17 protein-coding genes are annotated in these 15,202 nt (G+C 39.0%); 5 read left to right on the top strand and 12 right to left on the bottom strand.

What is annotated here, in order from left to right:
* Positions 1–217: 217 nt before the first annotated feature.
* Both N0M92_RS04155 and N0M92_RS04150 read left to right on the top strand, forming a co-directional pair.
* Positions 218–1,057 carry a ComEC/Rec2 family competence protein gene (locus tag N0M92_RS04155; RefSeq protein WP_260284582.1) on the top strand — a complete coding sequence of 280 codons (840 nt, stop codon included), beginning with the start codon at positions 218–220 and terminating at the stop codon, positions 1,055–1,057.
* Positions 1,058–1,276, top strand: coding sequence for a DUF3006 domain-containing protein (locus tag N0M92_RS04150; protein WP_260284581.1), 219 nt, complete (start codon positions 1,058–1,060; stop codon positions 1,274–1,276).
* An 88-nt stretch (positions 1,277–1,364) separates the two neighbouring features.
* Here N0M92_RS04150 and N0M92_RS04145 read toward each other — a convergent pair whose 3' ends face one another.
* The gene (locus tag N0M92_RS04145; RefSeq protein WP_260284580.1) at positions 1,365–1,928 is read right to left on the bottom strand and encodes a competence protein ComK; all 564 of its coding nucleotides are present in this window, start codon (positions 1,926–1,928) and stop codon (positions 1,365–1,367) included.
* A gap of 319 nt (positions 1,929–2,247) precedes the next feature.
* On the opposite strand from N0M92_RS04145, the gene N0M92_RS04140 reads away from it, so the two are divergent.
* Positions 2,248–2,484, top strand: coding sequence for an IDEAL domain-containing protein (locus N0M92_RS04140; protein ID WP_101224161.1), 237 nt, complete (start codon positions 2,248–2,250; stop codon positions 2,482–2,484).
* Positions 2,485–2,555: 71 nt separating this feature from the next.
* On the opposite strand, the gene N0M92_RS04135 is transcribed toward N0M92_RS04140, so the two are convergent.
* From N0M92_RS04135 to N0M92_RS04105, 7 genes are all read right to left on the bottom strand, one after another.
* On the bottom strand, positions 2,556–3,365 hold the full coding sequence (locus N0M92_RS04135; protein WP_260284579.1) for a YitT family protein: 810 nt from the start codon (positions 3,363–3,365) through the stop codon (positions 2,556–2,558).
* A 149-nt stretch (positions 3,366–3,514) separates the two neighbouring features.
* Positions 3,515–4,780 carry a M48 family metallopeptidase gene (locus N0M92_RS04130; protein WP_260284578.1) on the bottom strand — a complete coding sequence of 422 codons (1,266 nt, stop codon included), beginning with the start codon at positions 4,778–4,780 and terminating at the stop codon, positions 3,515–3,517.
* 380 nt (positions 4,781–5,160) lie between these two features.
* On the bottom strand, positions 5,161–5,826 hold the full coding sequence (locus tag N0M92_RS04125) for a LuxR C-terminal-related transcriptional regulator (protein ID WP_260284577.1): 666 nt from the start codon (positions 5,824–5,826) through the stop codon (positions 5,161–5,163).
* Between the two features lie 178 nt (positions 5,827–6,004).
* Positions 6,005–6,532 (bottom strand): HD domain-containing protein, encoded by a 528-nt coding sequence (locus tag N0M92_RS04120; RefSeq protein ID WP_034314654.1) that lies wholly within the window; start codon positions 6,530–6,532, stop codon positions 6,005–6,007.
* 175 nt (positions 6,533–6,707) lie between these two features.
* On the bottom strand, positions 6,708–8,252 hold the full coding sequence (locus N0M92_RS04115) for a fatty acid--CoA ligase family protein (protein ID WP_260284575.1): 1,545 nt from the start codon (positions 8,250–8,252) through the stop codon (positions 6,708–6,710).
* A 179-nt stretch (positions 8,253–8,431) separates the two neighbouring features.
* The gene (locus N0M92_RS04110) at positions 8,432–9,421 is read right to left on the bottom strand and encodes a lipoate--protein ligase (RefSeq protein WP_260284574.1); all 990 of its coding nucleotides are present in this window, start codon (positions 9,419–9,421) and stop codon (positions 8,432–8,434) included.
* 41 nt (positions 9,422–9,462) lie between these two features.
* On the bottom strand, positions 9,463–10,197 hold the full coding sequence (locus N0M92_RS04105) for an MBL fold metallo-hydrolase (RefSeq protein ID WP_260284572.1): 735 nt from the start codon (positions 10,195–10,197) through the stop codon (positions 9,463–9,465).
* Positions 10,198–10,370: 173 nt separating this feature from the next.
* On the opposite strand from N0M92_RS04105, the gene yhfH reads away from it, so the two are divergent.
* Positions 10,371–10,499 (top strand): protein YhfH, encoded by a 129-nt coding sequence (yhfH, locus tag N0M92_RS04100; RefSeq protein WP_076367255.1) that lies wholly within the window; start codon positions 10,371–10,373, stop codon positions 10,497–10,499.
* 162 nt (positions 10,500–10,661) lie between these two features.
* On the opposite strand, the gene N0M92_RS04095 is transcribed toward yhfH, so the two are convergent.
* The 3 genes from N0M92_RS04095 to hemE all read right to left on the bottom strand — a co-directional run bounded on the left by N0M92_RS04095 (position 10,662) and on the right by hemE (position 13,574).
* Complete coding sequence (locus N0M92_RS04095) at positions 10,662–11,237, bottom strand: TetR/AcrR family transcriptional regulator (protein ID WP_260284571.1); 576 nt, start codon at positions 11,235–11,237, stop codon at positions 10,662–10,664.
* A gap of 279 nt (positions 11,238–11,516) precedes the next feature.
* The gene (hemH, locus tag N0M92_RS04090) at positions 11,517–12,452 is read right to left on the bottom strand and encodes a ferrochelatase (protein ID WP_260284570.1); all 936 of its coding nucleotides are present in this window, start codon (positions 12,450–12,452) and stop codon (positions 11,517–11,519) included.
* A 78-nt stretch (positions 12,453–12,530) separates the two neighbouring features.
* Complete coding sequence (hemE, locus tag N0M92_RS04085) at positions 12,531–13,574, bottom strand: uroporphyrinogen decarboxylase (protein WP_260284569.1); 1,044 nt, start codon at positions 13,572–13,574, stop codon at positions 12,531–12,533.
* A gap of 271 nt (positions 13,575–13,845) precedes the next feature.
* Here hemE and N0M92_RS04080 point away from each other — a divergent pair, with 271 nt between their 5' ends.
* Positions 13,846–14,361: an antibiotic biosynthesis monooxygenase family protein gene (locus tag N0M92_RS04080; protein ID WP_260284568.1), complete on the top strand. Its 516-nt coding sequence runs from the start codon at positions 13,846–13,848 to the stop codon at positions 14,359–14,361.
* 181 nt (positions 14,362–14,542) lie between these two features.
* Here the strand turns inward: N0M92_RS04080 and N0M92_RS04075 are convergent, their stop codons facing one another.
* The gene (locus N0M92_RS04075; protein ID WP_260284567.1) at positions 14,543–15,166 is read right to left on the bottom strand and encodes a phosphatase PAP2 family protein; all 624 of its coding nucleotides are present in this window, start codon (positions 15,164–15,166) and stop codon (positions 14,543–14,545) included.
* Positions 15,167–15,202: the final 36 nt, after the last annotated feature.

The following is a 15,202-nucleotide window of genomic DNA, read 5'->3' as shown; positions in this document are numbered from 1 at the left end:
TTTCAACATTCTTCTTATAAAATTCTGGGAGTAATAGATTTTCCATTGATTTTCACCTGTAAATTAATAGCTTTATCATTTAGACATAAATACCTAGTTCCATTTCACCTAACCATGATTCAGACGCCCATCTCCCTTTTTTTATCACCAAGAAAATTATGCCCAAATCCCCATTTTTCCGGTTAAACATGGTAAATTATTATTTGGAGGGGAAAAAATGAAGAAAATAAATATTCTACTGGTCGCTGTTCTTGTTTTGTCTTTATTCACTGGACTTAAAACAACCGAGGCAGCCTCAAATGTGAAAGTACATTTCATCAACGTAGGACAAGGGGATTCAATCCTTATCCAAACAGGTAACGAAAACGTTTTAATCGATGGCGGCGGTAAAGGAAAGGGCGACGAAGTTGTAGCCTACCTAAAAAAACAAAAGGTAAAAACACTTAATGCAATAGTATCCACTCACCCAGATGCGGATCATGTGGGCGGTCTGGCTTATGTGATTAAATCGCTTAATGTTAAATCTGTGTATGCCCCTAAAGTTTCTCATACTACACAAGCATACAAAGACTTTTTAACGGCTGTTAAGCAGAAGAAGCTTACAATAAAAAAGGCGCAGACTGGCGTGGAAATCAACACTAAAGCTAAGGATAATTCCCTTAAATTCATTGCACCTGTTAAAGAATATGCTAAGTCTGACTTAAATAATTGGAGTGCAGTCCTTTTACTTAAACACGGCAAAAAAACGTTCTTGTTTACAGGTGATGCTGAAGTAAAAGCAGAGTCAGATATGCTGGCTAAAAAACTGGTACCAAGTGTGGATGTGCTCAAGGTCGGCCATCATGGTGCAAAAACATCAACAAGTTCAGCTTTCATTAACAAAGCAAAACCGAAATACGCTGTAATCAGTGTAGGGAAAAATGGATATGGGCACCCTACTTCTACTGTTGTAAAACGGTTGAATTCAGTGAAAGCCAAAACTTATCGCACAGATAAATCAGGTAACATTATTTTTACTTCTACAGGTCAGAAAATTACTGTAAAGACGGTGAAATAAATGATACAAGGAATTATCGATCGCTTCGAGGGAAAGATCGCTGTCGTTGAAATCGAAGGCGGCGACATGAAGGATTTTCCTAAAAGCGCCCTTCCCAAAGGAGCAAAAGTAGGAGATATGCTGATTATCAATGGTAATACGATCACCATTTCCAAAGAAGGCACTAAACAGTTAAGAAAAGAGATTGACGATTTAATGGATGAATTATTTGAGGATTAATTCCGGGGCCCTTCTTTAATAAGAAGGGCTTGCTTTAATTTTGCATGAATCCCGTTTACATTCTTTTATGATTATCCCTGAAACCCCTCTAACGCGGTACATACTTTGACATAACCTCTGAAGGCTTTGCCCCATTTGGATCGGAAAACAGATAGAAGGATTTCCTCTTTGTCTCCTCAATTCTCTGGATCAATTTCGTTTTTAAAAAAGATGTCCGGTGCAGCTGGTTTTCGAAAGAACTGCATGATACTGCTATATCGATGGTTTGTCTATTCCTGAATGTGATGGTTGTATGTTTGGAATCCAGGCGATCATAGGTTGCCACATGCTCATGTGATAGCCAGATGCATTGAGGACGCAACGGAGATGTAGTCGGAAAGAAGAAAATCGAGCTGGTCGGATCAATCGCGATCGGTGCTTTATGTGTGATGTTTATGAGCTGTTTCGTGCCTTTCTTGCGTCCTTCATAACTTGATCCGAAGAACTCACAGCTTTTCTTTATTATTTCCATGGGCTTAAACGGGGAGATGAACTCGTCCTCCATTTCAACGATACGGGAATATATTTTACTGCCGTAATTGATTGGTGAAACCATTAGTGTATGTGGCGTAATTTCAAATTCCTCAATAATTCCCTGATTATTTTCCTTCATTTTAATCCACCTCTTCCTCATTGCTAAACACCGCTTTTACTTTTTCGAAGCTTATACCCTTGATTGCTTGTACCCTTCCATTCCCCATTGTCCAAGAAGAGTGAAGGGGGATAGTAAATGTATGTTAAATTCCTCACTATAATAGCACAACCCTTAAACATAAAAAGGAAGTTCACAAAAAATTAAGAATTCTTTTATTTAGTGGCTTTTTCGTCATCTAAACGACACATTCTCTATTAATGTTTAAATTTTTAAAATTTTCAGTTGATTTTATCCGCTCAAATCCATATAATAATAAAAAGGGTCAGGGGTGGTAACTTTGAAAAATGAAAAATCTTATTCAGAGTCAGTGAAGTCCTTATCAATGAGCGAAATGAAAAACGATGCCGTGGTTCAGGAAATGTTAATTGATATGATTATTCAGGAAGCCGTCCTTACTACCAAAAAGAATATCCTTGCAAAAAAGATCGATGAAGCCTTGGATAAGAAAAACAAACCTTTATTCTTAAAACTAAGTTCTGAAATGAACGTTTTACTAAAACAGTTTGGCAATTAAAATGCATGAATAAAAAAAGCCTAATGATCAAAAAAGCCTCCCATAATGTCGGGAGGCTTTTCTAATTATCATCACTCTTTATGAAACATCCCCATGACCTCGGCTGTTTCGGTTATATTGACAAAAGCATTCGGATCCACTTCTTTTATCATCGTTTTTACATCGGTTAACTGATAACGTGTTATGACTGTCATCATTACTTTACTCTTTTCTCCTGAATATGCACCTTCACCATCCATGACTGTAATCCCACGATAAAGGTTGGTCAGGAGCTTGGTTTTCATTTCGTCACTCTTTTTGGTAACGATCATCAAAGTTAATTTAATGTGATTGGAATGGATCGTATCGATCACCTTTCCTGCTGCATAAATGGAAATCAGCGTATATAAGGCGGCATCCCAACCAAAGATGAAGCCTGAGATAACCACCACAACTGCGTTCATCACCGAAAGCAATGTACCAAGTGGAAAGTCGCTCTTCTTTGCCAATAGCATGGCAATGATATCAAAACCGCCTGAAGAACCTGAAGCGCGAAAGATGATGCCTATACCAAATCCCGATATGATTCCGCCAAATAAAGATGACAAAATCGGATCAGTGGATATTCCGTGAACTGGAATGAAGTATAAACTGACGGATATCACGACAACTGATAATATCGTATAGGTGATAAAACGTCTCCCTAATTTCAAGTATCCAAGAATCAGCAATGGCAGGTTCAACAGAAAATTCAATATCCCTGTGTTGACCGGGGTGATGATTCCGAACATAATCGCAAGTCCACTAAGTCCGCTGCTTAAAATTAAATGAGGTATCAAAAATAAGTTATAGGCTACTGCAACAAGCACTGAGCCCATAGTGATCAAAAGTACATTATACATATCCGATCTCCTTAAAACGAACTGGGAATTTAATTTATTATAGTAGAGAACCTTAGATTTTTAAAAATAATAGTTTTTTCTGAAAACAACTTACAAACTTACATTTTTCCGATATAGAAGAAAAAAGCCAGCTGGTTTTCAGCTGGCTTTCAATCACCCTTTGTATCTGTATTTTCAACCGTTGAAATCCTCTCGAGCATGGTTGGATGGGAATACCGCAGCCATTTAACCAGGAATGGTGGGTTGACTTGACTCAAGCCCGACCTCGTGAGTTCCTGAAACGTCGTGATTGCTGATTCTTTATCCCCGGTCATTTCTATTGCATAACGATCAGCCCTTGTTTCTTGATATCTTGAAACATAATTGGACAGCGGACTCGAAGCAAAGAGCAGCACAGACGTTATTAAGAGAAATAAAGGAAGAGAAGAAATGCTGTCAATAGAACGAACCTTTAACAGGTGGCCCCAGCGTCTAATGATAAAATTCATGATTTTCGATGTCAGCCACAAACCGATTAAAGTCAGTCCTAAATAACCTGCAATCCCTATATAAATATGCTTTTCCACATAATGAGCCATTTCATGTGCCATGATAAAAAGGATTTCATCTTCCTTCAGTTTAATCAGGGTCGTATCCCAAAGGACTATTCTTGAATTGGAACCTATGCCTGTCACGTATGCATTCAAGGCATTTGTCTTTTCCGCCATATTTACTTCATACACGTGTTCAGCAGGAATTTCAGCCTGTGAGGCAAGTGCCAATATCTCTGTTTCCAGCTCTTTATTTTTAAGCGGATAGAATTCATTATATAGCGGATCAATCAATACAGGCTGTACAAACATCAGGAACAAGGTAAATGGAATGGACAACATCCAAGCATAGAGCCACCACTTTTTCACACTTTTCTTCATTAACCAATACAAAACGGACACGATGATGAACATCATCCCGAAATTCACCCAGAATTCGATGACTCCATCCTTCATCCACGAGGTGAAACTTTGTGTACTTATATGGTAACTCCTGCTCATCCGATATCCAATGAAACTGATCGGAAACAGTGCCAGGTAAGAAATAACGGAAAGCCAGAATAAGTAGATGCCCGTTCTGACCGCTTTCCACCTCGAGACTGCTATTGAAGACTTTTCAAATGCTTTTGAAAATCCGAATAATAAAATGAAGAAATACAGCATCCATTCATATGGCGTGGATACGAAAAAAATAAAATTCCGCAGTCCTGAATACTCTTCGCTAAGCTTTAATTCCCTTGCATTAAGGAATGTTGCAGGATCTGCTGCAGTTCCACGCAAAGCTTCGGGAATCGAGGTATCAGCTCCATAAAAAATATACCAATACATTGCCGCTGCATAAAGGATATATAACAGAATCGCTCTTCCAGCCCATTTTCTAACCATGTTGCCCCTCCTTAAACGAATCTCCCTCTTAATAGTTTAATCCAAAATGGACAGGTTAGAACCCCATTTCCCTTCTATATTATTTATTCCTTTCAATCTCCATCATTTTGTTTAGTTTTATTTTCTATTATCAACCTTATGATTTAACAGAATACTCCTTCAGGCAAAAATGCACTTCGATAGTATGGGCATACGAGGAGGTGAAATAATGAATATGCAGAGATATTTTTTAAAAACCGGAGGGCCGGGAGGTTTAAGGCAACGGCGAATTAATCCCTTTGCCGCCACCTAATTGATTTGATGTAGTTCGTTTCATCAAATTTTTTGGAATGTGAATTCGTCAAGAAGCCGACTAACGGAACGGCGGGCATGAGTAGTCATCACTTTATCACGTTTTTTTGAAGACTATACAAAAGTGCCATAAGCTCCGGTCGATTATTAACATTCAGTTTTCTATAAATGCGGCTTATATAGTTTTTTACCGTGCCGACGGATAGAAAAAGTTTTTTTGAGATTTGCTGATTTGTTTCACCTTGGGTCAGCAGGATAAGCAGTTCATACTCACGTTTAGAAAAGGCCCCCAATTTTTCGATTGCCTTATCCAAAGTTACTGGTGATCTTTCAGCATCCTGCTGCAGCTTCTTCATTAAAATTGATTTAAATGAGGCAGGATAAACTATCTGACCGTTGGCACATTGACGGATTGCCGACAGCACTTGTTTCATTCCGCCATCCTGTAACACATAACCTGCTGCACCACGGCATATCGCTTGGATAAGATAATGACCTTCTGAATAGGCAGTAAAAATGATGAAAGGAGTGGATGGATATTTTACCTTTAAGATTGGCATGACTTCCTGTCCATACTTCCCTGATGACCGGGCATCAATAAGAATGACATCTGGCATGACTGATGATGTGTGATTAAAATCAAGAAGGTCCATTTCATTTCCAGTCACCCCTATGGCCTTAATGTCTTCTTCTTTTTCGATGAATTCCTCAATTCCTCCCTGACCACCATATATCAATAGCTTAATCGACTTCATAACATCACCTATAACTTTCATTATTTGTTATTAATCCGATAACTTTTTAAAATTGCCGCCGCGAATAGTTCTATTGGTCTATACTTTACATCATTAATTCACCTGATAACAAATTTAAACTGTAAAATGCTTAAAAAGTGTAGCTCCTGACAGTAAAAAGGCTATCACCCGTTTACCTTCAGGATGATAGCCTTTTTCTTTGTTCCTCATCTATGAGCGTATCAAGTTTCATGATGCTCTCCTTCGCCCGGGGAAAATCAATTTTGCGATAATGGTGTTTTCCACCTTCTTCTTCATCTTTTTCGTCGGCCCATTTGACGACTTGCTGAAGCGGTGTACGAATAATATCATTTGAAGGTAAGAACGAATCGGTGTGAAATAAAATGGCGAGGGAAATGGTCTTTGCCTTTATCGGGTTTTCTCCCAAGCGGATTAACAGTTTATGTGCTCGTTCTGCACCTTTGATGGGGTGAATATCATTTTGTTTATACAAATCATAATCCCATTTACCATTGCGATACCAGGTGAAATGCCCCATATCATGCAAAAGTCCAGCTTTAGCAGCAATATCAGGGTCGACATTATATTCGTTTGCCAAGTGAAACGCATGGTATGCTACTGCAATTGCATGTGCCAGGCCTGAACGGTTCAAGTATTTTTGAGCAATGGGATGTGTAAAAATATCCAAAAGCTTTACATCTCTCATCTAACCCCTCCTTACAATTATGTGGAAATTTTTAATGACAATCATAACTCTTTTCGAAACAAGAATCAAGGTTTTAAGATTCTCCAATATATTTTATGCAGCCTGCCACACTTTGGTTGTACAAAATAAGGACCATGCCGGTTATAGGCAATGATCCCTGATGGTCAATGAATATTCAGTTTTGCAGTACATGGTTTTTCAAGGACCGGCGTAATATTTTACCAGTCGCATTTTTAGGAAGTTCATCCATAAACTCGATTTTTGCGGGTACCTTATATTTGGCCAAGTGTTCCAAGCAATAGGCGAGCAGTTCTTCTTCCGTCAATGCATTGTTTTTCTTTACCACAATGCATTTAACCACTTCCCCTTGATTGGGATCGGGAACGCCTATGGCTGCTGCCTCAACTACTTCAGGATGGGCATACAGAACCTCCTCCACTTCACGTGGATAGACATTATAGCCACCGACGATGATAAGCTCCTTTTTACGATCTACAATGAAAAAATAGCCTTCATCATCCATCCTGGCTAAATCGCCTGTATATAACCAGCCATTTTTCAAGACAGCAGCTGATTCTTCAGGCATTTTATAATAACCCTTCATTACATTCGGACCTCTGACAACCAATTCTCCTACCTCATTGATCGGCACTTCTTCTCCAAGCTCATTGACCACTTTGTTTTCCACCCTAAGGATGGAGGTTCCGATGGATCCCGACTTCCTTGGACGATCCAAAGGATTGAAGCAGGTAACAGGGGAAGCTTCTGATAAGCCATATCCTTCTGAAACCCTGACATTAAATTTTCGCTCGAATGATTCAAGAAGGGACACTGGCATGGCGGATCCGCCCGAAATGCATATCCGCAACGACTTCAAAGCATCTTCTTTTGCATCCGGGTATTGGAAAAGAAAGTTATACATCGTAGGCACTCCAGCAAAAACGGTCGCATCATATTTTTTGATTTGCCTGAATATTTCCTTTGGACTGAATTGCGGAACAATTAAAAGCGTACCTCCGCTTATCAATGGGGCATTCACAACTACCGTTAAACTGAAAACATGAAACATTGGCAATGTCGTAATGACGCGGTCACTTTCCGAGATTTTTAAATATTCACCAATATCATGCGCATTGGAAAATATATTGGTATGTGTGAGCATGGCCCCCTTTGGTTTCCCCGTTGTTCCGGAAGTATAGAGTATGATTGCCGTTTCTTCAGGATCCAGTTCTGGTCCTTTAAAACCGTCATCCCCCGATTCGATCATTTTTGTAAACGATTTCATTTTGGGATAGATATTAAATTCGCTAATATCCCCATTATCCTGCTGCGTTTCACAAATAACATATTGTTCTACGCTTGAGAGGATCGGGTTCATTTTCTCTAGTAAGGGTAAAAGCTTATCTAATGCCACAACAACCTTTACATCGCCATTATTCAGGATATAACCAATCTCGTCAGGTGTGTAAATTGGATTGACGGGAATGACGGTTGCCCCTGCTCGCATAGCCCCATACAACGAAATGATGAAATGTGGAGAGTTGCCCAATAACAGCGCAATGTTATCACCTTTTGAAACACCAAGCCTATGTAATTCGTCTGCGAACTTCGTAACGGCTTTATCCAATTCCCCATATGAAGTGGATTGATCCATAAAGTAATATGCTGGCTTATTCGCCTTTTTTATAGCCATTTGATGAAGCTGTTCAGATAAATTCAACTTTCTCCCTCCCCGGCAAATTCCATGAATGAATAGTCATTCATTTTTATGGTGAACTAAATACATTTTTATTATATTAAAAGAAAGCTATTACAGCAACAATTTTATCCATATTCAAGCAATTACTGTCATTATTAGGCACAAAAGCCGTCCTATTAAGTCGGGACGGCTTTTGTGGCTTAATATATTAGTGCCAATATTTCTTCTTTCGTTACATTGCCAAAATAATGACGAACATCGGTCTCATCTAGTACACTGCTGATCGCTTCCTTTTCATAACGTGTTCCAGTAAGCTTTTGTTCAATATCCGCAACCTCTCCGACCCCGAAGAAATCGCCATAGATTTTACAATTTTCAATGATTCCCCTGTTCACTTCAAGGCGGATATCAACAGACCCCACAGGGAATCTATGTGAGTTTTGCAAGTTGAATTTAGGCGATTTTCCGTAATTCCATTCCCAGTTTTGATACCTTTCTTCTGAGATTTTGTGAATTTTCTCCCAATCCTTCTCCGTTAAAACGTACTCTGTAACCTTTCCGCTATCTTTGAAAATATTTTGCAGGAGGAATGAACGGAACTCTTCAACAGACATCGGTTCTTTTAAGAAATCAGCGATATTACCGACACGGCTTCTTATTGATTTTATCCCTTTGGACTCGATTTTATCTTTTTTCACTTTTAAAGCGGATACAATGTGATCCATTTCTGATTGAAACAGCAATGTCCCATGACTGAACATTCTGCCCTTCGTTGAAAACATCGCATTTCCCGAGATTTTCTTTCCTTCAGCCAGAATATCGTTACGACCGCTCAATTCAGCATGTATTCCAAGTTTTTCAAGCGTTTCCACTACAGGTTGGGTGAATTTTTTAAAATTATGGAAACTATCCCCATCATCCCTCGTAATGAAACTGAAATTGAGATTCCCCATGTCATGATAAACCGCTCCACCCCCGGAAAGGCGGCGAACAACTGTAATCCCATTTCCATCTACATAATCGGCATTGATTTCTTCAATCGTATTTTGATTTCTTCCTATGATGATTGAAGGACGATTAATGTAAAATAGAAGATAGGTTTCATCTATATTTAAATGTTTAAGCGCATATTCTTCGATGGCGAGGTTAATTCTTGGATCGGTAATTCCCTTATTATCAATAAAAAGCACAGTTGTTCCTCCTTGTAGACTTCATATCACTGATGTTTCATTTATAGTTGGAATTCGAGATTGGTTTTAGCTACAGCTATTTCCCTTTTGAATACCTTGGATGCTTCTTTTTTCAGTTGATCAAGATTCCCATAATGAGGGAGATGAGTTAACAGCAATAGCTGGACGTCAGCCTTTTCCGCTAGCATGCCCGCTTCTCTTGCCGTCATATGCCCCGCCTTTGAACCATCCATATCACTGTAAAAATTACTTTCGCATAGTAAAACGTTTGCATCTTTAGCGAAATCCGCCAGCTCATCCATATATGAACTATCCCCTGTGTAAACTATCGAATGATTTTCAGCTTCAATCCTCATTGCAAAACAAGGGACTGGATGATTTGTTTTCATGAACGTAAATTTACACGGTCCAATGGTTAAGGCCTGATCAGCAGTGTAGGCTATCCCCTTTGTCACGTCTTTATAAGTTAACTTACCAAACTCGACTTCGTCCAAATCATGACCATAAATGGGAATCGTCCTTTTTTCGCTGCCCAATATCTGCTGTATGAACGCAGCGTGCTGCAGGACACCAATATCCGCTACATGATCCGGATGATAGTGGGATAATACAACAGCACCAAGATCCTCCGGCTTCATATGGTTTTGCAGCTGTGATAGAACACCGCTGCCACAATCAAGCAGAATGCGAAAATCTTCATATTCAAGCAAATAGCCGGAACTTGCCTCATTTTTAGCTGGATAACCGCCCCAGCAGCCAATTACGGTGATTTTCATGCTTAGGCACTCCTTTTTTTCTCTCAATGACTTCCCCATTAATATAAACTATTCTTGCCCTTATTTCACCTTTTTTACTTATGTTATAAAACATTCATTGACATATAGATTCTGTTATAATACAATAAAACCATAGAAAAGCGAATAATAAAATAATTCAGGAGATGATGTTCATGATTCAAAGTAGCGTTGAGTTCTTTAAAAACCTGCCTCCGAAACAATGCATGGAATGCGGAAAAAAAATCGAAGAACAGCACGAATGTTATGGAAACCACTGTGATCATTGCCTTTCTGGAGAGTAGTATACTTGTGTTCCACCATCCGCTTCCCAAATAGCAGGATGAATTTATATAACCTTCAGTTTCGCAGCTGAAAAACATCCCCAATAAAAAGAAGAGATACCGAGGAACGGTATCTCTTCTTTTTATTGGGATTCATTGCCTTTCAGCAAAAAAATAGAATTATCAATTTACGGATAATCCTTTGAACAAGTATATTTTAAATAGTTCAGCAATTTCCTCTTTCTCTAATGGGGCATGGTTCCTTTCCCAATCAAAAATCAGGGCAAGGTACATCTTTAGCATCAGGAAAGCTGTTATCTCTGGATCGCAAGGCTGTATATAGCCCTTATCAATCGCTATTTTTAGTTTTTCCTTAATGTAGGATACAATGGCTTCTTCCATTTCATTAACCATTTCCTGAACGGCCGGCGTACCAATATCCCGCTCTTCCTGAAGAAGTTTTAAAGATAATTGATGTTCCTGCCTGAACTCCAGAATTCGATATACGGCCCGATGCAGATTTTCAAAAAAGGAGAGTTGGTCATCCAAAGATTGTTCCGCTTCATATTTCATTTCCTCTATCATCCGCTGAACGATTTCTTTAAACAGCTCTTCTTTATTTTTATAAAAGGTATAAATGGTCCCTTTTCCCACATTGGCAATTTTAGCGACTTGATCCATCGTCGTTGCCTTATATCCAAAAAGTGAAAACGACTTGGTCGCGGCTTCTAAAATTAATTTTTTACGATCAACAGACATTTCCCACCTCGATCCTGACCAAACGGACAAAATAGTCATTATGTTCAATGATATCATATCAAAAGTATTCAGTCTTTTCAATTAAATTTTAAATTTTTTAGAGAAAAAATGGCCATCCTCATTAATGGACAGCCACTCTTTCAAAGGGTATTTATTTAAATCACTCAGGTAACGTAAAAAAAGCGTCGCTTTTCCAGGTGTATGGCATCTATCAATTTCATATGAAAATATGTAGTGCACATTGTAAGCATGATTAAACCAATCTCCTCTATGGATTGATCATTTCTCCTGTGATTTATTTAAAATGATTGTGGCCAAAGCATCGATGAATTCAGGTTTAACATTGGGCATATCCGGCCTATAGTAACCTGCACCAATCTCTTCCGTCACAACCTTACATTCATAATCGTTATCATAAAGAACTTCAAGGTGCTCGGCAACAAAGCCAACAGGAATATAAATGAAAGCTTTATAACCTTTTGTTTGATGAAGATCTCTGGTTAAATCCTGTACATCGGGCCCCAGCCATGGTTCAGGTGTTTGTCCAGCGCTTTGCCAGCCTACTGCATAATTGGTAACGCCTGCGCTTTCAGCAATCATCTCTGCCGTTTCTTTCAATTGATTTGGATACGGATCTCCTGATTGCAGGATTTTTTCAGGGAGGCTATGTGCCGACACAATCAAAGCGAAGTTATCGCGTTCTTCCGAGGTCATTTTCCCGATTACTTCTTTTACTTGGTCTACCCAATATTGAATGAATTTCGGCTCATCATACCAGCTTTCAACGGAAGTGATGGTCAGGTCCCCCAATTTAGCGGCTTCATCCTGGGCACGTCCATTATAAGACTTCACGCTGAATGTTGAAAAATGCGGTGCCAATACTATACTGACCGCTTCTTTGATTCCATCTTCATGCATTTGTTTCACTGCATCTTCAACAAAAGGTTCAATATGTTTCAGTCCAAGATAAGCCTTGAATTCAACTTCTTCCTGAACAGAATTCAATTTCTTTTCAAGGGCTTCAGCTTGTCCTTCCGTTATTTTTGCAAGCGGGGATAATCCACCAATCGCTTCATATCTGCCTTTTAGGTCGGCAATCAGTTCATCGCTTGGCCGTCTCCCATGACGAATATGTGTATAATATCTTTCAATATCCTCTTCAGTATATGGAGTACCATAAGCCATGACTAAAAGGCCCATTTTTTTTCTTGACATGAAATTACACCTCATTTAAAGATTTCGTTCTTTTATTGTGCATCCAATTAAGGAATTTTAGCAAATGGTTCGCTCATATTACTTCATTTTTGATGAATATTCATGAATGAAAGCAGTCAGCCTCTTCAGCGTTTCCGGATTTACGGAAGGGAAAACCCCATGTCCCAGATTAAAGATGTAGCCGTCCTGTTCCATGCCCTGATCCAGGATCCTTTTCGTCCGTTCTTCTATAACATTCCATGATGATAAAAGAAGGGCAGGATCAAGATTACCTTGTACCGTTTTCTGTATTCCCATTTGTCTTGCTTCTGTAATTGGCAGTCTCCAATCGAGCCCGACTACATCAATCGGAAGATCATTCCACTCAAGTGCCAAATGACTTGCACCGACCCCGAACATGATTAGCGGTACATTTTCTTCACGTAATGAAGAAAAGATACGAGTCATGATCGGCTTGATGAAAACGCGGTAATCTTCAACGTTCAAAGCACCTACCCATGAATCAAAGATTTGGATGGCACTAACGCCGGCTTTAATTTGTGACTTGACATATACAATGATCATATCCGCTAGCTTATCCATTAATGCAAACCAGGCCTTTGGCTCGGAATACATGAAAGCTTTCGTTTTATTGTAGTTTTTGGATGGGCCGCCTTCAATCATGTATGAAGCAATGGTGAACGGTGCCCCGGAGAAACCGATCAAAGGAACGGACAATTGCTCCGTGGTCAATAATTTAATCGTGTCCAACACATAAGGGATATCTTTCTCTGGGTTCAATTCACCTAATTTTTCAACATCTGTCACCGATTGGATCGGGTTGGCTATGACTGGACCGATTCCAGACTTAATCTCAACATCCACACCAATGGCTGGTAGCGGTGTCATTATATCTTTATATAAAATCGCAGCGTCTACGTCATATTGTTCAACTGGCAATCTAGTCACATAAGCGCATAATTCCGGCTGATGAGTAATCTCAAAAAGGGAGTACTTCTCTTTCAACTTACGGTATTCCGGCTGTGAACGGCCAGCCTGACGCATATACCAAACAGGCACATGATCCGTTTTCTCTCCTCTTGCAGCTTTTAAAAATGTATCATTCGTAATTTCCTTAGACATTAATATCCACCTTTCAAGCAATCACGTTTCTATTTTTATTCATTACCTACATAGAATATCAGAAGGATGTTGAATTTCAAATCGAATCTCCTTAAACTATAGCCTTTTCTATAATAGAAGTATAGCCAACCTATTTATTTGTCAGAAAATCGACTTTTTTATAAGTATCTTACCGGTATCAAAGTCTATTGGTTAGATTGAAAATGGTAAAAGCACTATTGATTGGGTAAAATGGGTATACGGGTACTATATAGATATTGGAGGGGAATTTATGAATGTATTCATCACATCAGGCAGTTTCAATTTTTTGAAAAGCAAAAAAGATAAGCATCCGAATGAAAATATATTACTTATGCAAAACCCTGACACTACAGTACTTTTACATGAAACGGAAGGTAAAACGATCTTCAGCTCTCCACGCAAGTATGAAGTAGTTGATGGGAAAGGGACCCTTCAGGATCATGGGTATGTAGTCATGAACAATATACCGGTCAGTGAAGAAGGAAGGCCGGTATTCGAACATCGTTTTAAAAACAGGGTAGGATTCATTGAAAATGAACCAGGTTTCGTCGCACTTCGTGTACTGCGGCCAATCAACTCTGAAACTTATGTAATCTTAACGATTTGGGAGAAACAAACCGATTTCCTGCACTGGAAGAAATCCAGTTCTTTTCAAAAGGCGCATATCAGCGACTCCAAAGCTCCCGTTACGAATTCTAGCCAGAAGATGTTTTCAGGTGAACCTTATGTAACGCTGTATACTTTGGTGAAGGATTCTGAAGAATAATCCATTCTTGCTCAATAAGAGGCCCATCCTCATGGATGGGCCTCTTTGAATTCATAGTAATACATAGCGTTATTTGGGACGGCCCAAAAATCATATGAACCTATAGCCTTCCGACAAATTCCTTCTTTATTTCCGGGGAAATGCAACGGGTATTTACAATTATTTCATCTGAATCTTTCTTTCAAAGTACTTTAGGCCCGAGGTATTTATATAATTTAAACAAGGTTAAAATATATGCCGCTCCTAATGCAAAGCCTGCCAGGATATCAGTTGGAAAATGGACTTTCATAGCGATCCTACTGACCCCTATTAGCAGAACCAGACTAACGAAACCGAGTCCCACTGCCCATTTCAAAGAGTTCCCTTTAATTTCTTTCATGATTAAATAAGCAACCATACTGAAGAAAATAAGGCCCACCATTGCGTGGCCACTTGGAAAACTGAAGCCAGCGATCTCCATTAAATGATTTTCTGGGCGCACTCTTTTAATATGATTTTTTATCCACTCATTTAATACATCACCCCCAGCCATACCGATAGAGAAGATGGCCATGGTCCAATAATCCTTCTTTATTATCCACAAATATAGAACACAAAATAAGCTTCCAAAACCAATGAACTTGGATTTCCCAAGATGGATAATGGACTTGAAGAAAGTGAACGAAAAAGTATTCTCACCTACGGAAATAAGTTTCGTAAAATATGTATCGAATGCTAAAGGCTTCCCACTCTGGACTTCTTGCATCAAAAAAAAGAATAGCAGCAAGCAAATCAAAACCATAGCAATCCAGGAATATTTAATCATGATATATATCTCCTCAAGGTATTTAATTCACTTTGG

Origin of the sequence: Peribacillus aracenensis (genome assembly GCF_025175645.1) — a bacterium.
Lineage (GTDB): Bacteria > Bacillota > Bacilli > Bacillales > DSM-1321 > Peribacillus > Peribacillus aracenensis.
This window is presented reverse-complemented; position numbering and strand designations above follow the sequence as displayed.